Here is an 18,542-nt window from a genome sequence, read left to right as displayed (position 1 = left end):
TCCCCTCCTAGAGCTTCGCGACTTCGACAAGGTTGGTGTGCTGCGTGTTGCCGTGCGTCATCGATGTGCGCGCCGACGAGGTGAGCACGTTCACGCAACCGTTCTGGTCGACGCCCTCGGCGTCGGGGCTGTACCAGGAGCCGGTAGGCGCGGCCACGCAGCCGGGCACGATACGGGTGGTCACCTTCGCTGGAATCTTCATGGCGCCGCGGTCGTTCAGCACCTTCACCTCGTCGCCGTCGGCAATGCCGCGCGCTTCGGCGTCGATGGGGTTGATCCACAGCTCGGTGTCCTGCGTCTGCACGAGCCACGGATGCGTGAAGTAGCTGGAGTTGTCGCGCGCCTTCGTCTTCCATCCGATGAGCTGGAGCGGATAGGCGGCCGCGAGCTCTCCTCCCGGCCCCTCGGCCACGGGAACGTAATGCGGCGTGGCGGGGATGTCGGGGTTCTTCATGTCGTAGAGCTTCTTCGAGAACAGCTCGATCTTGCCCGAGTCCGTTTCGAACGGATTGTTCTTCGGGTCCTCGATCTGCTTCTGGAAGGCCACGCGGGGCTCTTCCTTCTTGAAGTAGGCGACGCCCTCTTTCACCATGGTGTCGAAGTCGGGCAGGTCGTCCTCGGGGTACTTCTTCGCCGTTTCCTCGACGATGTAGCGCACCCACTCCTCTTCGGTCTTGCCGCCGGTGAACACGTCTTTCACGCCCATGCGGTCGGCGCACTCGGTGAGCCAGTCGTACTCGGAGCGCGCTTCGCCCAAAGGCTCGCACAGTTTCTGGGACAGAATGAAGTAGTCGCCGTTGTTCCACGTGGCGCCCACGTTCCAGCGCTCGAAGCACGTGCAGGCCGGCAAGACGATGTCGGACCACTGCGCCGTGGGCGTCATGAGCACGTCGGACGTGATGATGCACTCGACCTTGCTCTCGTCTTCCAAGATGGCGCGCACGCGGTTGATGTCAGGGTTCGACGCCATCATGAAGTCGCTCGCGATGTTCCAGAGCATCTTCACCGGGTACTCCAGCTTGTCGGCACCCGTGAGGCCGGTCTCCTTGGTCATGGTGGTGTAGTCGTCGATGGCGTCGATCCAGCCGGACGACATGGGAACGCTCACCGTCTTGAAATCGACGCTGTCGGGCAAGGGGGCCATGCCCACGGGGCTCTTGCGCGTGAAGCCGTTGTACGCGCCGGCCCAACCGCCTTCGACGCCCACGTTGCCCGTTAGGCACGCCAGCATGCCGCCGCCCAACGCCGTGCGTTCGCCGCACACGTGGCGCTGCGGGCCCCAGCCCTCGATGAGCGCCGCGGGCTTCGTGGTGGCGTACTCCCGCGCGATGCGGCGGATGGTGTCGGCCGGCACCTTGCAGATGGGCTCGGCCCATTCGGGCGTCTTCTCAACACCGTCGGCCGCGCCGGTCAGGTACGCCTGGTAGGACTGGTTCGCCTCCACGCCCTCGGGCAGGTGCTCCTCGTCGAAGCCGACCACGAACGTGTCCAGGAACTTCTGGTCGTGCAACCCCTCCGTCACGATGACGTACGCCATGGCGTCCATGAGCGCGTTGTCGGTGGTGGGCAGGATGGGAATCCACTCGTCGGCCAGCTCGATCGCGGTGTTCGAGTTGCGCGGGTCGATGACGATGAACTTGCAGCCGTTCTCCTTCATCTGGCGGAAGTAGTAGTTCGACAGGCCGAAGATCGTCTCGGCGGGGTTGTGCCCCCACAGAATGACCAGCTTCGTGTCCTTCAGGCTGGGCAGGCTGCTGCCGGACGACGCAACGCCGAACATATACGGGGTGGCCGTGCCCGTGTTGCCCATGGACACCGAGTTGTAGTTGCCCACGTGGCCGCCGGTGGCGTCGCAGAACCGCGCGGCGAGGTTCGCACGCACGATGGTGCCGCCGGTGTCGCCCGTGCCGATGTTGATGTAGCGGGTGAGCGGGCCGTACTCTTTCAGCAGGCGCTCGTTCTCGCTCACGATGAATTCGATGGCCTCGTCCCAGCTGATCTGCTCGAACTTGTTCTCGCCGCGCTTGCCCACGCGCTTCATGGGATGCTGCAGGCGGTCGGGATGGTACTGCCACTTGCGATACGAGCGGCCGCGCACGCATGCCTTCAGGCAGGGGTTCGCCTCGTCGTCCTCGTACACGCCGCGCGTGTCGATGCGCGCGATGGCGCCGTCCTTCATGTGCGCCTTGATCAGGCACTTGCCGCCGCAGTCGAACGTCGAGCACGTGTTGACCACCTGTGTGCCGTCGTCGGCGGACGATGCGGAATCGCCCTTCTTCGCCTCTTGCTCGCCCTTGGGCGCGCAGCCGCCGAACATGAGCGCGCTCGCGCCCACGGCGCCCGAAAGCGCCAAGAACGACCGTCGTGACAATCCGGTTTTCTGCATACGTCATCCTCCCCCATCGTAGATTGGTTCCCTCGCACGCGGGGAGCGCGCACGTCGAGCAGTCCCCCTGCCGGCTGCGCCCCCTCGTCCTTGCCGTCGATGGTACGCGCGAAATGTTACGCTCTTTGTGACGGCAGCTTATTTTTCCCTTACCAAAGTATTACTGAAGTATTACCGTCCCTGATGAGCGATGGAAAAGGCGGCAAATTTATACCCCACGCCCCATACGGTGAGCACGTAGCGCGGCTTCGAAGGGTCGTCTTCCACCTTCTCGCGAATCTTGCGGATGAACACGGTGATGGTGTTCGCGTCGCTGACGACGTCTTCGCCCCATACGTTCTCGAAAAGCTGGTCGCGCGTGAACACCTGACCGGGATGCTGGGCCATGAAGGAAAGTATCTCGAACTCCTTGGCCGTCAGATCCAACGGACGTCCGGCTTTCACCGCCTCGTAGCTGCCCAAGTCGAGCACCAGATCGCCCGCCTCGATGGTCGAGCGCTTCGCTGCGGCATCCGGCCGCGCATGGTCGCGGCGGCGGAGCAGCGCCTCGATGCGCAGCGCCAGTTCGGCGGGGCTGAACGGTTTAACCAGGTAGTCGTCGCAACCCATCTTGAAGCCCATGCTCTTGTCGACGATGTCGCCTTTGGCCGACAGGAACATCACAGGCACGTCCTGATCGCGACGGCGAATAGCGTCGCACGCGTCGAAACCGTTCACGTCGGGCATCATGACGTCGAGGATGACGAGGTCGGGCGCGCGATCGGCGAACAGCGCCAGCGCGTCCGCACCGTTCTTCGCGTACAGGAACTCGTGGCCGCCTTGCACCACGATGTGCTCCACCACGTTTTTCATGCTCTCCTCGTCGTCAGCCAGCAGTATGCGAGCCATCCGCCCTCTCCTCTCCCCCTGCGCCTTCGTCGGCACCTTTCCCGTCGTCCGTCGCCCCTGCCTTGTTCGCCCGCACCGGAAACGCCGCCGTGAACGTGCTGCCCTTTCCCGCAACGCTGCGCACCTCGATGGTGCCCCCGTGCAGCTCGGCCAGCTCGCGTGCGAGCGAGAGTCCCAGGCCGCTGCCGTTGTAACGCCGCGAGGCGGAGGCGTCGCCCTGCGTGAACTTGTCGAAGATGACCGGCACGTCCTCGGGCGCGATGCCGATGCCGTCGTCCTCCACCCTCACGAGCACCCGGTCGGTCTCCCGATCGAACAGCGCGCTGATGGAGATGTGGCCGCCCTCCGGTGTGAACTTCACGGCGTTGCCCGCCAGGTTCTCCACGATGCGGCGGGCCTTGTCGGGATCCGCCGTGATGAGCGGCACGTCGCGCGCGACCTCCACCGCAAGCGCGATGCGCTTGGCGTTCGCCAACGGCTCGAGCGCGGCCTCCACGCTGTTCACCACGTCGGCCACATCCAACAGTTGCAGGTCGAGCTCGCTTTTGCCCGCCTCGAGACGCGCGACGTCGAGAATGTTGTTGATGCGGCTGAGCAGGATGGCGGCGTTCTGCCGAATCTCGCCGAGGATGCGCGCGCGGTTGCCCTGCGCATCGGCCTCTTCCGCCTGCAGTATTTCCGTGAACGCGATGACCGAGGTGAGCGGCGTGCGCAACTCGTGGCTCATCATGGCTAGGAAGTCGGACTTGTAGCGGCTCTCCTCGAACAGACGCTCGTTCATGGATTCCAGCTGTTCGCGCTGGCGGATCAGCTCCTCGTTCGCCAGCACCAGCTGGCCGGCGCGCAGCTCCACCTGGCTTTCGAGGTCGTCGTACAGCGTGTTCAGCTCGGAGCTCATCGTGTCGAAGTACGCGGCGAGGTCGTGCACCTCGCCGTCGCCGCGCACGTCCTTCACGTCCACGGCGAAGCGGCCCTCGTCGGTCACGCGCACGGCGTTCTTCAGCCGTTCGAGCGGAGCCGTGACGAACCGGTTAACGAAGAAGTACACGGACACCACGCATGCCACGATGAGCGCGAAGAACAGCAAGCCCTCCCGCATGACGTTCTGCGCGATGCTCTCGTCGTAAATCTCCGACGGCACGACCACGCTGATGACCCCGTACAGGTCCCCCCGTTCGAGGCCCTCCTTCGCGTACCCGGTCACGTCCTTCTCGCCGGCCGGGCTGCCATGGCAGGAAATGCAGCTTGCGTCTATGCGCAGCGGCGTGAGGTAGCGCAGCGAGCTCTGCCCGTCGAATTCGCTCATCTCGTCGTACTCGACCAGTTCCGGGTCTTCGCGGAAGCGCTCCATGACCTGCGTTTCGAATGGGTCGGTGGCGTGCGCGGAGTTGCGCGGGCTGTCGCTGACGTAGCGGATCTTGTAATCGGTCTCTTGCGAGAAGCGGCCGCTCACGCTCAGGCCCACGATGGAGCAGTGCAGGCCCTTGAAGTCGTAGTTGCCATCTGCATCGTAGTTGATGCGGTCCTGGTTGATGGCCATGAAATCCCACATGGCGTTCAGCTGCCGCGTGAGCATGCTGGCCTGCTCGCGCATGGCCACCTGGGCCTGCTCGCGTTGCGAGGTGTACGACCACGTAAGGTTCAACGCCATGAGCAGCACGATGATGATGACGGTGGGTATCGCCAACTTGTACTTGAGCTTTCCGTGCAGCAAAACGCGCCCCTTCCCCCTTGCGCCGCAACCATAACATATCGGAGCGATTTCGAAGGAGCGAAAGGGGGTCGCCTACGGTAAAGCGTTACATAAAGATGCGAGGCTCTGTCGCTTTTCCGATTGACAGCATTGCTTTTCGAGCGGAAATGGAAAAACTGTTCTAAAACATATTTGTATGCTACTTTAAGCATATTATAATATGCTTAAAGTAGCATACGCGCGTAAGGAGACCAGCATGGCAGCACCCATCATTCGCTCTTCGACCGACATCCGCAGGGACTACAACGGCATCGAGGCCCTGGCGAAAGAGACCGGCCAGCCCATCTATCTGACGAAGAACGGCCGCGCCTCCCTCGTGGTCATCGATGCGGCGACGTTCGACTACGACCAGTACGTGGGGCTCATGATCGACGAGGCCATCGAGCACAACAAACGACACCCCCAAACGTACACGGCCGAAGAGGCGAAGGTTGAAATTCGCAAAAGGGTAGCCGAAAGGCTGGCTGACGACGAACTATGATGCGATATTCGAATGGCAGGCTAACTACTTGCCGCCGAAGAGACCGCCCAGTTTGCCGAGGAGCGCGCCGGGGTCGTTGCCCAGGAAATCGCCGGCTGCTCTCATGACGGCGTCCAGGTTGAGCTCCTTGCCCTCCAGCAGCGGTTCGACGGCCTTCACCACGTCGGTCACTTCCTCCTCGCTCAAGTCGAGGCCCGTGGCGCCCTTGATGGCGGCGGCTGGATCGACGCCGAACTGCTTGAGGCTCTCGGGATTCTCCGCAGCCGACTTCATCAACTGACCCACGATCTCCTGCACGTCCATGGCTTCCTCTTTCAATATATTTTTGTACCCAAGCAGGGAAAACCTGCCCTCTCCTTCCGGGAATTATAATGGGGAGCACGCTGGCACACAGGCAAAGACCCAGCTCAACTAGATATTGAACCGCAAGGAGACGGGGGCACATGGCAACGAAGAAAAGCGACGACGAGGCCGCAGAGACAAAGAAGCCCGCAAAGGCCGCGTCGAAGGCCAAGAGCGAAGCGGAGCCTTCCGCCAAAGACGAGAAGCCGAAAGCGGAACCGAAATCGAAGGCGAAACCCGAGACGGCGGCCGATCCGCAGCCCGCGGGGGAAGCGGAACCAGAAGCCGCAGCCAAGGCGAAACCTGAAGAAGCGAAGCCCGAGGCCTCGAGCGAACCCAAGGCCGCTGCAGCACCTGCCAAAAAAGAGCCGAAGGAGCGCACGTTCGTCGACGCCAAGACCGGCGAGACCATTGCGCATCCCCATCAGGGCGGCTCGGGTGCCGAGGCCAACAAGGCCGTGCGCGACGAGATGCACGCAGCCCGCAAGAGCTCGGCGCTTCCCTTCCGCATCGGCGCGATCGTGCTGTGGGTGCTGGGCCTGGTATGCGAGGTTTTGGCCGTCCTCGTGATGAACGGCACGTTGTTTCTGCCGGGCCCGGCGGCTTCCACCTGGCTCGTCATCTTCCTGGTTGCCGACCTGGTGCTGGTGGTGGCCGGCTCGCAGTTGTGGAAGCACGCGAATCACGTGGCGCCCGCATCCAAGGAGAACAAGGTAGCGTACTGGGTGCAAACCGATCTGGGCGTCATCATCGCGGCTATCGCGTTCGCGCCCATCATCCTGCTCATGCTGACGAACAAGGATTTGGACAAGGGCACGAAGCGCGTGGGCACCATCGTGGCGGCCGTGGCGCTGATAGCCGCCGTAGCGAGCGGCGTCGACTACCATCCGGCCACGCAGGAAGACCTCGACCAGGCCGAGGCCGGCGCGGCCGTGCTATCCGACGACGGGCTGGCCTACTGGACGCCGTTCGGCGAGGTGTACCACTTCAACCCCGATTGCCAGTACATCAAGAATTCCGGCACCATCTACTCCGGCACCGTGCAGGACGCCATCGACGCGAAGCGCACGCGCGGTTGCTCGGGCTGCACGGTGGAGAACGGCACCGACGTGCTCTCGAAGGCCGATCCCGAGGCGGTCGCCGCAGCGCTCGCGAACGTCATCAAAGTGGGAGGCGACGAGACCGGCATGAGCCAGGACGCGCCGGATGAGAAAGACGCGGGCGAGAACGCCGAAGAACAGCTGCCCAAGGCGGCGTAGTATCTTGCAGCTCTGACATCTGCGAACGCGAGGGAGGGCCCGCATGGGCCCTCCCTCGCGTTCTTCCCCTTCGTCCACGTGGCACCAAGCCGGAACGTATGCGAATTCGAATGAGGAACGGCTACTTCTTGAAAATGTTGTCCAGCAGGTTGCCGAACGTTTCGTTGTTGCCGAGGAACGACGAGACCGTCTCGCCGATGGAGTCGCCCAAGCCGGCCAGCTTCTCCTGAAGCTCGCCGCCCTCTTCGCCAATCTTCGCGAGCACGCCCTGCGCAACCGAAGCCAAATCGTCCGCTTCGAGCCGATGCCCCGTGATCTGCTCGACGGCACCTGCCGGATCGGCCATGACCTCCTGCGCTTTCTCCGGCGCCTCGCGCAACGCTTCCACGACTTGATCGACGATCGTCTGCATGTCCATGGCTCGCTCTCCTTGTCGCCGAACTATCTGACAGCAAGCAGTATAACCACTCGCGCAAAAACGATGCGCAGACGATTTTCGATCAAATAATCATTGACGTTCGCCCTTGGTTACACCGCCGCGAGCGCCTGGTCCACGTCGGCCACGAGATCCTCGGTGGCCTCGATGCCGCACGATAGGCGCACGAGGTCGGGCGTGATGCCGGCGGCGGCCAGCTCGTCGTCGTTCATCTGGCGGTGCGTGGCGTTGGCCGGGTGCAGCACGCACGTGCGCGCGTCGGCCACGTGGGTGGCGATCTGCGCGAGCTTGAGGCTCGCCATGAACGTCTCGGCCGCCGCGCGCCCGCCGGCCACGCCGAAGCTCACCACGCCGCTCGCGCCGCCCGGCAGGTACTTCCGTGCCAGCTCGAACTGCGTATCGCCCGGCAAGCCGGGATAGCGAACCCACGCCACCTTCGGATGCGCCGCCAGATGCTGCGCGAGCGCCAGGCCGTTCTTGTTGTGCTGAGCCATGCGCAGGTGCAGGCTTTCCAGCCCCATGTTGATGAGAAACGCGCTCTGCGGCGACTGGGAGCAGCCGAAATCACGCATGAGCTGGGCCGTGGCCTTCGTAATGAATGCACCCCCCAAACCGAAGCGCTCGGCGTACACCACGCCGTGGTAGCTCTCGTCGGGCGTGGTGAGGCCCGGAAACTTGTCAGCATGCGCGAACCAATCGAAACGACCGGCATCCACGATGCACCCGCCCACGCTGGCGCCGTGGCCGTCCATGTACTTCGTGGTGGAGTGCGTGACGATGTCGGCGCCCCATTCGACGGGACGGCAATTCACCGGCGTGGGGAACGTGTTGTCCACGATGAGCGGCACCCCGTGCGCGTGCGCCGCGGCGGCGAACCGCTCGATGTCGAGCACCGTGAGCGCGGGATTGGCGATGGTCTCGCCGAACACGGCCTTCGTGTTCGGGCGGAACGCGGCCTCCAGCTCCTCGTTCGTGCAATCGGGGGCGACGAACGTGAACTCCACCCCCATGCGCTTCATGGTCACGGCGAACAGGTTGTACGTGCCACCGTAGATGGCCGACGACGCCACCACATGGTCGCCGCAGCCCGCGATGTTGAACACGGCGAAGAAGTTCGCCGCCTGGCCCGACGACGTGAGCATGCCCGCCGTGCCGCCCTCGAGCTCGGCGATCTTTGCAGCCACGAAGTCGTTCGTGGGGTTGGACAGGCGCGTGTAGAAGTAGCCCGCCTCCTCCAAATCGAACAGGCGGCCCATGTGCTCGCTCGAATCGAACTTCCAGGTGGTTGACTGGTAGATGGGAATCTGCCGGGGATCGCCGTCTCCGGGGCGGTAACCGCCTTGGACGCAGGTGGTGCCGATGCTCTCGCTCATGGGGGCTCCTCGTTCGCGCAGGTTGGGTGGTCTTGTGTCCGCATCATTATAGCCGCCGGGTGTTCGCGTTCGGTAGCGCCGTCTTTCTGATAACTCATGATCGATTTTTACTATAATCGGGCAAACGCTTTCGGCGGCATCCGAACGTCTTTTGCCGTACAATGGAACGCGCGAGGCGCGAGAACAAACGTTTGCGCCACACGAGAACAGAAGGAGCCGCCATGCCCATCAGAATCCCCGACTCCCTGCCCGCCACCGATATCTTGGAAGGCGAGAACATCTTCGTCATGACCGAGTACCGGGCCATGCACCAGGACATCCGCCCGCTGAAGCTCGTGCTGCTGAACCTCATGCCCACGAAGATCGTCACCGAGACGCAGATCATGCGCAAGCTCTCGAACACGCCGCTGCAGATAGAGATAGACCTCATGCAAACGGCCAGCCACGAGGCCAAGAACGTGTCCGAGCAGCATCTGGAAACCTTCTACACCACGTTCGACGAGATCAAAGGCGAGCGCTTCGACGGCATGATCATCACCGGCGCGCCCGTCGAGCTGCTGGACTTCGAGGACGTGGACTATTGGGACGAGTTGGCGGCCATCATGGACTGGTCGGCCACGAACGTGCATTCCACGCTTCATATCTGCTGGGGCGCGCAGGCGGGCATCTACTACCATTACGGCATTCCCAAGTACGAGCTGCCCACCAAGCTGTTCGGCGTGTTCGAGCACGAGGTGGTGAAGCCCTCCTCGCCGCTCGTGCGCGGTTTCAACGACTTCTTCATGGCACCCCATTCGCGCTACACCGAGGTGCACGCCGAGGACATCGAGGCGCACCCCGATCTGGAGCTTATCGCCGTGTCCGACGAAGCCGGCGTCTACCTGGCCAAGAGCACCGACAGCCGCCATTTCTTCGTATTCGGCCACCCAGAGTACGACGCCGACACGCTCATGGCGGAATACGACCGCGACATCGCGAAGGGCTTGGACATGCCCCTGCCGCGCCACTACTTCCCGAACGACGACCCCGCGCAAAAACCGCGCGCCACCTGGCGCGCCCATGCCCAGCTGCTCTACACGAACTGGCTGAACTACTACGTGTACCAGACCACGCCGTACGACTTGGACAGCATGGGCGAGGAAGCGGAGGCCGACGTACTCCGTGCGGAAGGCATCGCACATGAATAGCAAGCCGCGCTACACCGTGCGCCCCGTGACCACGCCCGTGCCAGCTGCCGGCGAGGGCGAGCGGTCGCGCGGGCGCACGGCAGAAGATGCGAAAGCCGACGACCCCTTCATCCGCCCCGAGGCGGAAGACGATGACGGCTACGATCCCTACTCCGACCGCCCGGCCGACCCCGATCCCCTGTTCGAGAGCAATCCCTGGGATTGAAGCCGTCCTAGAGGGCAGGTGAGGCGGGAACGGCCGCTGCCGCCACTTTTTTCTCGAAAACTGCACAATTTTCAGCTGATTTTCATGCTATAATTTAAGCATAATTGAAATCGGAGAATCGAGAGGAGGAATCGCCATGCCCCTCACAGTCAAGGCATCGGAAGCCCGCGCGCAATTTCCGACCATTGCAAAGCGCGTGTATGAGGACAACATCGAGGTAACCGTTATCAAGGGAAGCAAACCCTATGTGAAAATCGTTCCCATCGACGACAATGCCTCAGACGGCGAAAATGGAACCATGTATCTAGATGCATACTTGAAAGCTGCGGACGAGTACCGTGATTTGTTTGAGGCTCTGTCGAAATGAGCGGGCGCGATCTTTCTCCCATACCCAAGCATATCGTGCTCGCAATCCATGAAGACCAACTGAAACGTAACGGGGGAATGCCGGGAGTTCGCGACGAAGGGCTTCTTGATTCGGCTTTGGCTCAGCCTTTCGCCTCTTTCGGAGGGCAAGATCTTTATCCTTCCACACAGGAAAAAGCGGCCCGATACGGCTATGGGATCATCAAGAACCACCCTTTCGCCGACGGGAACAAGCGAACGGGAACAGCCCTCATCATTGCGTTCCTACGCGGCAACGGGGTGAAGTTCAAACCCCGGACTCAGGACTTCTACAACGTCGTCATCGCCGTCGCGGACGGCACCATGGGGTTCGATGAGCTTGTCGCTTGGATCGAGAAGCAAATCTAGCAGGAACAAGACAAGGGGCGCTTCAAGCCGAATCGCCCCTTGTCTGCTAATTCCAGCTCAAAAACGTATCGGCATCCAGTTCTTCGAAGCTTGCGACGAACCGGTCGGCTGCTGCTTCCAGCTGCTCGGGGGTGCCGGAAATGTCGCAATCGTAGATGCCGAGCGTGCGGTAGCCGGCTTTGCGCAGCGTGTGCACGGCGTACACCGAGTCTTCGACGCCCCAAGTGGTTGCCAACGGCGTGCCCATGGCCTCGCGGGCTCGGTCGTACACGGCCGACTCGCGCTTCGACTTCCCCACGTCGTCCACCGAGACGATGGCGTCCAAATAAGGCGTGAAGCCGCACCGTGCGAGCCCTGCCTGCAGGTAGGGCAGCGGGCTGGACGAAGCCACGCTCAGGCGCACGCCCCGCTCGGCAAGCTGGCGTGCGAACGTTAGCGCGCCGGGTCGCGCCTCGGCGCGCGTGCGGTAGAAGTCGAGCATCAGCTCGTCGATCGTGCGCACCACCGCCTCGCTCGAATCGCCCAAACCGTACCGCTCGTGGAAGAACGCACCGCATTCGGGAATGGTGAGCGTGGTGAGCTCGTCGACATCGGCCGCAGTCAACGTCACGCCAGCGCGGCGTGCGAGCTCCCCCTCCACCTCGCGCCATACGCCCATCGAGTCGAGCAACGTGCCGTCGCAATCGAAGATGACGCCGATGCGGGATGTTTCCATGCAGCAGTCCTTTCGCGCACGTCGGGGGCCGCTTCGGCCCCCGACGGGTTTTCTCTCGCACATCAGCTTATCAGATGATCCCGCGCCGCGAGGATCGGCCGGCCCGATTTTGCAGAAGGCTTACCAAGCCCTCCGGCGTCGACAGTCCCTAGCGCAGCTCGCTTTCCGCAGCGGCCAGGCAGGCGAACTCCTCTTCCGGAGCGTTCGCCACCAGGTGCTTGCGGCTGTACAGCAGGAAGTACGCCACGAAGCACGCCATCGCGCCGGCGGCGCACAGGGCAGCCGTCACGTCCACGAAGAACGTCGCCACCACGGCCACGCAGGACAAGACGAACGCGATACCCGTGGTCACCACGCCGCCCGGCGTCTTGTACGGACGCTCCAGATCCGGCTCCTTCACGCGCAGCACGATATGCGACAGGTTCATGAGCGCGTAGGAGATGGCGGCGGCGAACACGGCGATGTTGATGAGGATGTCGCCGTTCTGCAGCGCGGAGGCCAGCACGAACCCGATGCCGCCGGGCACGAGCAGCGCCCACGTGGGCGTCTTGCGCCCGTTCGTCACGGACAGGAAGCGCGGCAGGTACCCCGCGCGGGACAGCGCGAACAGTTGGCGGGAATAGGCGAAGACGATGGAGAAGAACGAAGCCACCAGGCCCGCCAAACCCGCATAGTTCACGAAGGTGGCCAAGCCGGTCTCCCCCACGGCGTTCAACGCGTCGGGCAGCGGCGCGCCGGACGCGCTCATGAGCGCGGCGCCCGCGCCGCCGGGGCACAGCAGCAGCACGGTGAGCCCCGTCACCACCAGCACGGACACGGCTGCGATGATACCCTTCGGCATGTCCTTCTTCGGGTCGTTCGCCTCCTCGGCCGCCAGCGGAACGCCCTCGACGGCCAAGAAGAACCAGATGCCGAAGGGCAGCGCTGCCAGCACGCCGCTCACGCCGAACGGCAGAAACGAGCTGGAACCCGCTGAGCCGTCGGCGGCTATGTTGAACAGGTTCGCCGCGTCGAAGTGCGGGATCATGCCCGCCGCGAACGCGATGAGCGCCACGATGGCCACAGCCGTGATGGCGAACATGACCTTGAGCGCCTCGCCCACGCCGATCAGGTGGATGGCGATGAACAGCACGAAGCAAGCGCCGTAGACGACGATGGGCGACAAGCCCGGGAACAGGCCGAGCGACTCCACGTACCCGCCGATGAACACCGAGATGGCGGCCGGGGCGATGGAGTACTCGATGAGGATGGCCACGCCGGTGGCGTAGCCGCCCAGCTTGCCGAGGGCGCGCCGGGCGAAGCCGTAGCCCGCGCCGGCCGTGGGCAGCGCCGAGGACATCTCGGCCAGGCCGAACACCATGCACGCGTACATGATGCCCATGGCAGCGAACGCGATGAGCAGGCCGCCGAACCCGCCGTGCGCCATGCCTAGGTTCCAGCCGGAGAAGTCTCCCGATATCACGTAGGACACGCCCAAGCCCGCCAGCAAAAGCCAGCCGGCCGAGCCTTTCTTCAGCGCGCGCTTTGCAAAGTAGTCGTTCGTTTCCGCCGTCACCGCTCCCGCGCTTGCGGGCACGGTGACGGCCTCGCGTGCAGCAGCCATATGATGCCTCCTTCAAATGATTAACGCCGTCGGTATGTGCTCGGATAAATCCGTTGTTGCTTCCAGTCTGTCGCCTTGGTCATTCCATCAGCCAGGTGGGGCTTTGCAGGTAGCGCTCGGCGCAGTAGACGGTGCCCGGCACCTGCGCGTCGTACAGGCCGTCGGGCAGCGCGTCGGCGTAGTGGTTGGTGGTCCAACCCACCATCTGCAAACGACGGATCATCGAAAGCGCGCTCGCACAGGCGAGGTCCTCGTCGGACAACGGCGCGACCTCCCGATAGCCGGCCACCCACTCCTTCGCCATGGCGGGGGCGTACGGCTCGTGCTCGACGAACGAGAGGGCCGCGGCGTAGTCGTAGAGGTAGTACGAGAAGCCGCAGTCGTCGAAGTCGATGACGGTGAGCGACCCGTCGACGCTCGCGATGACGTTCGAGGGACGAAGGTCGGCATGGATCAAACCCCAGGTCTTGCTCGTGCGCGGCACGTGTTCCATCACGCGAAGAGCCGCCGTTTCGGCGCGTTTGAACAGGTCGAACTCACCCGGAGCAAGCTGCTTGTCCTCCCAACGCCCCCAGCGCGGGCGCTCGCCCACCATGTCGGTGAGGTCCCAGTTGAAGCGCTCGAACCCGTCCGGCCTATGCCACGTGCGGGCGTGGGCGTGGAACAGGGCCGCCCAGCGCCCGATGGTGCGGTAGAACGACGAGGGGTCGGGCAAGTCCTCAAGCACCACGCCCTCCACGAAACCGGTGCACACGCACGCCCATTCCGTCCCCGACCCGTCGGACACCGTGGCCACCTTGAACCCGGCCGCCGTGGGGACGTCGTCCACCACGTTCACCCCTTCCACGGCGTGCAGCGCCTCGACCCAGGCGATCTCGGAGGCCACCGCCACGGGGCCGCCCACGTATCCCGGCTGCGACACGCGCACCACCCCGAACGGCTTGTCGCGGCATACCACCAAATACGTTGCGTTCTCCGACACGGTGATGAGGCGCAGCTCCGTGCTGAACACGTCGAACCCCCACGCGTCGCACACGCCCTGAAACAGCCACCACGGCGCCAGCGACCCTTTGCTGTAAGCCGCGAACGCCGCCAAGCCCGTGGCGCCCCCGGTAGCCTGCAGCTGCGGCGGCATGCGCAGGCCGGGAGTTCGCTCGCTCGCGGTCTGCCGCGCCTCGGCTTCTTGCACGTCGGCCGCCATCGCCAGCGTGCGCTCGGCCGCTTGGACGGCTTGTTCCGCCGCCTCAGCGCACGATCGATCGACGCGCGGCGACCCGGCCTCGCCAACCGGCCCCCCGCCCTGCCGCACAGGTTCCGCACATGCCCGCATCTTCGTCGCCATGGTTGCCATGAAGTCCTCCTCGATCGCCCGTTGACGTGAAACCGCTTTGCCGTGATGCCCGCACCCTAGCAAAGGACACGCCGAAGGCCGGCTTCATGACGAGGCGAAACAAACCCGAACGCGCTTTTTTACCGACGGGAAATAGCCGCGAAACCTCGGTTTAACCTATGCGCCGAAACGGAAGGATTAACGCAGGCGAAACACGGGGATGGCACACTTCGCCTGCAAACCATCGACCGTCGAGAGCCCAAGGAGACCCGTCATGACCACATCGTCGACCATTATGGATTCGAACAGTTTCAGACCGGAGGACATGGCCGATCTGGACGAGCGCACGCGCAGCCTGGCCGAGCGCCGCGCCATCCTCGGCCCCAGCTACCGGCTGTTCTACCACCACCCGCTCAACCTCGTGCGCGGCAGAGGAACCAGGCTGTTCGACGGCGATGGCACGGAGTACCTCGACGTGTACAACAACATCCCGTCCCTCGGGCACAGCCACCCTGCGGTGCAGGAAGCCGTGTCGCGCCAACTGGGCCTTATCAACACGCACACCCGCTACCTGCACGAGAGCATCCTCGACTACGCCGAGGACCTGCTCTCCACCATGCCCGGCGAGCTGAACCGCGTCATGTTCCTGCTCTCAGGATCTGAAGCGAACGATTTGGCCGTGCGCGTGGCGCGGGCGTACACGGGCGGCACGGGCATCATCGTCACGAGCGAGGCCTACCACGGCAACACCGAGCTCATCACGAAGCTGTCCCCCTCCATCGGGCACGAGCAGCCCATGGCCGTCGACATGCGCATGATACCCACGCCCGACACCTACCGTCTGCGAACCGAGGACCTGGGCACCTGGATGGCCGAGCACGTGCGCAAGCAGGCGGCCGACATGCGGCGGCACGGCATAGCGTTCGCGGGCCTGCTCATCGACGACATCTTCTCCTCGGACGGCGTGTTTCCCGGGAAACCGGGATTCTTGAAGCCGGTGGTGGAAGCGGTGCACGAGCTGGGCGGCGTGTACATCGCCGACGAGGTGCAGCCTGGGTTCACGCGCACGGGCACGTTCTGGGGGTTCGAGCGCCACGACGTGGTGCCCGATATCGTGACCATGGGAAAGCCCATGGCCAACGGCATAGCCTGCTCGGCCGTGGCCGCGCGCGAAGACGTGCTCGACGCCTTCGCGCAAAGCTCCCCGTACTTCAACACGTTCGCCGGCAGCCCCGTGGCCATGGCGGCCGCCCAGGCCACGCTCGACGCGATGCGCGAAGAGGACACCATGGGCAACGCGCGGCGCATAGGCGGCGTCCTCCTCGAAGAGCTGCGCTCGCTCGCACGCGAGTTTCCGCAGATCGGCGATGTGCGCGGCGCCGGACTGTTCATCGGAGCCGACGTGGTGGCACCCGGCACCACCGACCCCGACTACCCTGCCGCCGTGCGCCTCATCGAGGGCATGCGCGAGCGGCGCGTGCTCACCTCGCTATGCGGGCCCTTCGGCAACGTGCTGAAGATTCGCCCGCCGCTCGTGTTCGACAAAAGCGACGTCGACTGGTTTATGAGCGCCCTGCGCGACACGCTGAGAAACGGATAGCCGCGTCAGACGTCCAGAAACCCCCGCTCGAACTCTCCGATGGGCTGGGGGCGTCCGATGAGGTAGCCCTGCGCGCGCGTGCACCCGGCCTCGCGCAGGGCGCGGTACTGCTCGTCGGTCTCGATGCCCTCGGCCACCGTCTCGATGCCCAGACCCGTGCACAGGTTCACCAACCCGCAGATCACCTGCATGGTGCGATCCTCGGTGCCCAGCCCCCATACGAGCGACTTGTCTATTTTCAGCACATCGAACCCCAACTGGATGAACAGCTGGAAGTTGGCGTTGTCCACTCCGAAGTCGTCGATGGCCACCCGGAACCCCAAGGCCCGCAGCCCCTCGGCCACCGTGCGCAACAGCGTCTTGTCCTCCTCGCGGGCCGATTCGGTGATCTCGATCTCGATAAACGACCGGTCGACACCGTGCGACGCCACCGCTTGGGCGACGCGCTCGACGAACCCCTCGTCTCCGATGGTCCGGCGTGAGAAGTTCACGGCGAGCGGGATCGCCTTCCTGCCCTCCCGCTGCCAGCGCGCCACCGTCTCGCACGCCTTCGACAGCGCGAAGAAGTCGATGGCGGCGATCTCGCCCATGTCCTCCAAGGCGGGGATGAACGACGAGGGAAGCGCCTGCATGCCGCGCTCGCTGTCGCGATAGCGGATGAGCGCCTCGGCGCCGACGATTTCGCCCGTTTCGCTCGAAGACTGCGGCATAAGATGGATATCCAGCAAGTTCTTGTCCGCAGCCTCCTGCGCACCGCCCGGCCGCAGAAGGCTGCTCACGGCCGCGTCGGACTCCAAGTCGACGCCCAGGTCCACCGCACGATGCCGGCCGCGCTTCGCGCTGCGCATGCGGTCGCCCGCCAAGTCGAGCAGACTCGTGGTGTTCGCGCACCGCTCGTGCCATGCCGGGCCGAGCGACGCCGGAATGCCTTCGTCGAGGAACAGCTGCGCTGCGCGAACGGCGAGGTCGGCAAAGCGCGCGTAGTCGATGTGCATGGCCACGGCGCAGAACTCGTCGTCGCCGATGCGGTACACGGCATCGCCGAACACCTCGCGCAGGCAAGAGCCGATGCGGCGAAGCATTTCGTCGCCCGCAGGGCGCCCTTCCTCCCGGTTGATCTCCGACAGCCGGTCGGCGTCCACCAAGGCGAACCCGATGCGATCGAACGTGCCCCGGTCGAAATCACGGTGGAACGCGGCCCGAGAGTGGGTGCCGGTCAGCGGGTCGCTCCACGTGAGCGTTTCAAGCTGCTTCTGCACGTACGCGCGCTTCATACTGGACGACGTGAAGTACGCCAACCCGACAAGCGGCATCTCGATGATCCCGAGGTTCCCATGCAAAGGATTGTCGACGCCGAGATAGCCCGCCAACCGTCCGTCTATTTCGATGGGCACGGCCGCAAGCGAGCTTATGCCCTGAGCCGCAAGCACGTCATGCTCATCGCGCCGGTCTTCCGGCAAATCAGCCACGCTGTCGATGAGCACGGCCTCGCCAGCCTCGAAGCGCGCCAACCAATGATCGATGAGCGAGAGGGGCATGTCCTGAAGGTCGGGGAGCTGTGGTTCCACGCCAAGCCCGCACCACTCGTGCGTGTTCGACATGGAATCGCCTTCCACCTCGAAGATGTAAGCCCGATCGGCCTCGAGGAACGTCCCCAGCCGTCGCAACGTCTCATCGAGAGCTTTGGGCAGGTCGGGTTGGGTCTCGAGGATCTTGATGCAGTCGATAACCACCACACCGGCATCGGCAAGGAACTTGAACTGGTCCTTTTCGTTCTGCCGACCAGTCACGTCGAACGCGATCTCCAGGCGCAGCGTGCGCCCGTCCAAGTTCAGCAGCTTGTCGCGCAGGAAGTAACGACGGCCCGTCACCTCGTTGGTCGTGTCCCACTCGTAGAACGAATCGAAACCCAGCTTGTCGTTCGTGCAGAACGGACACGGCGCATCCCTGCCCTGCAGAACGCGGTAGCAAGGCTCGCCCTTCGCCTCGCTTGCATGGAAGGCTTTTTGGCCGGTTTCATTGAGGTACACGAGTTCGTACGTTTCGACGTCGCACAGGTAAACCAATTCGGACAAACCCGAGAGTATCGAATTGATTGCGCCTTCCATTGATGCTTCCTCGCTCCCGCACGTTGCGTGCGACCTCGTTGAAAGACCCCCCCCCCCCCGAAGGAAGGAGGGGGGAATCGAAGGAGCGGGATCGCCTCATCGAATCAACCTATACGGCCAGAT

Annotated in this window: 17 protein-coding genes; 7 read left to right on the top strand and 10 right to left on the bottom strand. The window is 63.9% G+C overall.

Annotation, left to right across the window (positions count from 1 at the left end):
* Positions 1 to 7: 7 nt before the first annotated feature.
* The 3 genes from HCH03_RS02250 to HCH03_RS02240 form a co-directional block, all read right to left on the bottom strand.
* Positions 8 to 2,386 (bottom strand): DMSO/selenate family reductase complex A subunit, encoded by a 2,379-nt coding sequence (locus HCH03_RS02250; RefSeq protein WP_221688179.1) that lies wholly within the window; start codon positions 2,384 to 2,386, stop codon positions 8 to 10.
* 171 nt (positions 2,387 to 2,557) lie between these two features.
* Positions 2,558 to 3,274, bottom strand: coding sequence for a response regulator transcription factor (locus HCH03_RS02245; protein ID WP_221688178.1), 717 nt, complete (start codon positions 3,272 to 3,274; stop codon positions 2,558 to 2,560).
* Positions 3,252 to 4,988 (bottom strand): ATP-binding protein, encoded by a 1,737-nt coding sequence (locus tag HCH03_RS02240; RefSeq protein WP_221688177.1) that lies wholly within the window; start codon positions 4,986 to 4,988, stop codon positions 3,252 to 3,254. Before HCH03_RS02240 ends, HCH03_RS02245 begins: the two co-directional genes overlap by 23 nt.
* A gap of 235 nt (positions 4,989 to 5,223) precedes the next feature.
* Here HCH03_RS02240 and HCH03_RS02235 point away from each other — a divergent pair, with 235 nt between their 5' ends.
* Positions 5,224 to 5,508 carry a prevent-host-death family protein gene (locus tag HCH03_RS02235; protein WP_221688176.1) on the top strand — a complete coding sequence of 95 codons (285 nt, stop codon included), beginning with the start codon at positions 5,224 to 5,226 and terminating at the stop codon, positions 5,506 to 5,508.
* A 24-nt stretch (positions 5,509 to 5,532) separates the two neighbouring features.
* Here the strand turns inward: HCH03_RS02235 and HCH03_RS02230 are convergent, their stop codons facing one another.
* A complete protein-coding gene (locus HCH03_RS02230; protein WP_221688175.1) occupies positions 5,533 to 5,811 on the bottom strand; it encodes a homocitrate synthase in 279 nt (92 codons plus the stop codon).
* A 140-nt stretch (positions 5,812 to 5,951) separates the two neighbouring features.
* On the opposite strand from HCH03_RS02230, the gene HCH03_RS02225 reads away from it, so the two are divergent.
* Complete coding sequence (locus HCH03_RS02225) at positions 5,952 to 7,109, top strand: hypothetical protein (RefSeq protein WP_221688174.1); 1,158 nt, start codon at positions 5,952 to 5,954, stop codon at positions 7,107 to 7,109.
* Positions 7,110 to 7,230: 121 nt separating this feature from the next.
* Here the strand turns inward: HCH03_RS02225 and HCH03_RS02220 are convergent, their stop codons facing one another.
* Together HCH03_RS02220 and HCH03_RS02215 are read right to left on the bottom strand one after the other, a co-directional pair.
* The gene (locus tag HCH03_RS02220) at positions 7,231 to 7,527 is read right to left on the bottom strand and encodes a hypothetical protein (RefSeq protein ID WP_221688173.1); all 297 of its coding nucleotides are present in this window, start codon (positions 7,525 to 7,527) and stop codon (positions 7,231 to 7,233) included.
* A gap of 110 nt (positions 7,528 to 7,637) precedes the next feature.
* Positions 7,638 to 8,918, bottom strand: a complete 1,281-nt coding sequence (locus HCH03_RS02215; RefSeq protein WP_221688172.1) for an O-acetylhomoserine aminocarboxypropyltransferase/cysteine synthase family protein — start codon at positions 8,916 to 8,918, stop codon at positions 7,638 to 7,640.
* 221 nt (positions 8,919 to 9,139) lie between these two features.
* Here HCH03_RS02215 and metA point away from each other — a divergent pair, with 221 nt between their 5' ends.
* The 4 genes from metA (at position 9,140) to HCH03_RS02195 (ending at position 11,063) form a co-directional block, all read left to right on the top strand.
* Complete coding sequence (metA, locus tag HCH03_RS02210; RefSeq protein WP_221688171.1) at positions 9,140 to 10,105, top strand: homoserine O-acetyltransferase MetA; 966 nt, start codon at positions 9,140 to 9,142, stop codon at positions 10,103 to 10,105.
* Complete coding sequence (locus HCH03_RS02205) at positions 10,098 to 10,310, top strand: hypothetical protein (RefSeq protein ID WP_185904112.1); 213 nt, start codon at positions 10,098 to 10,100, stop codon at positions 10,308 to 10,310. The genes metA and HCH03_RS02205 overlap by 8 nt, the downstream gene beginning before the upstream one ends.
* A gap of 136 nt (positions 10,311 to 10,446) precedes the next feature.
* Entirely contained in the window at positions 10,447 to 10,677 is a 231-nt protein-coding gene (locus tag HCH03_RS02200) for a prevent-host-death protein (RefSeq protein WP_185904111.1), read from the top strand.
* Entirely contained in the window at positions 10,674 to 11,063 is a 390-nt protein-coding gene (locus tag HCH03_RS02195) for a type II toxin-antitoxin system death-on-curing family toxin (protein WP_185904110.1), read from the top strand. The genes HCH03_RS02200 and HCH03_RS02195 overlap by 4 nt, the downstream gene beginning before the upstream one ends.
* 46 nt (positions 11,064 to 11,109) lie before the next feature.
* On the opposite strand, the gene HCH03_RS02190 is transcribed toward HCH03_RS02195, so the two are convergent.
* From HCH03_RS02190 to HCH03_RS02180, 3 genes are all read right to left on the bottom strand, one after another.
* Positions 11,110 to 11,778, bottom strand: a complete 669-nt coding sequence (locus HCH03_RS02190; RefSeq protein ID WP_221688170.1) for an HAD family hydrolase — start codon at positions 11,776 to 11,778, stop codon at positions 11,110 to 11,112.
* A gap of 148 nt (positions 11,779 to 11,926) precedes the next feature.
* Positions 11,927 to 13,381: an ethanolamine permease gene (eat, locus tag HCH03_RS02185; RefSeq protein WP_221688169.1), complete on the bottom strand. Its 1,455-nt coding sequence runs from the start codon at positions 13,379 to 13,381 to the stop codon at positions 11,927 to 11,929.
* Between the two features lie 79 nt (positions 13,382 to 13,460).
* The gene (locus HCH03_RS02180) at positions 13,461 to 14,732 is read right to left on the bottom strand and encodes a phosphotransferase enzyme family protein (RefSeq protein WP_221688168.1); all 1,272 of its coding nucleotides are present in this window, start codon (positions 14,730 to 14,732) and stop codon (positions 13,461 to 13,463) included.
* 253 nt (positions 14,733 to 14,985) lie between these two features.
* Here HCH03_RS02180 and HCH03_RS02175 point away from each other — a divergent pair, with 253 nt between their 5' ends.
* Positions 14,986 to 16,311, top strand: a complete 1,326-nt coding sequence (locus HCH03_RS02175) for an aspartate aminotransferase family protein (RefSeq protein ID WP_221688167.1) — start codon at positions 14,986 to 14,988, stop codon at positions 16,309 to 16,311.
* A gap of 5 nt (positions 16,312 to 16,316) precedes the next feature.
* Here the strand turns inward: HCH03_RS02175 and HCH03_RS02170 are convergent, their stop codons facing one another.
* Positions 16,317 to 18,419: a bifunctional diguanylate cyclase/phosphodiesterase gene (locus tag HCH03_RS02170; RefSeq protein ID WP_221688166.1), complete on the bottom strand. Its 2,103-nt coding sequence runs from the start codon at positions 18,417 to 18,419 to the stop codon at positions 16,317 to 16,319.
* Between the last annotated feature and the right edge of the window lie 123 nt (positions 18,420 to 18,542).

It is taken from the genome of Gordonibacter massiliensis (ex Traore et al. 2017) (assembly GCF_019731765.1).
Lineage (GTDB): Bacteria > Actinomycetota > Coriobacteriia > Coriobacteriales > Eggerthellaceae > Gordonibacter > Gordonibacter massiliensis.
Note: the sequence above shows the minus strand (reverse complement) of the source record. Positions and strands in the feature narration are given on the sequence as shown.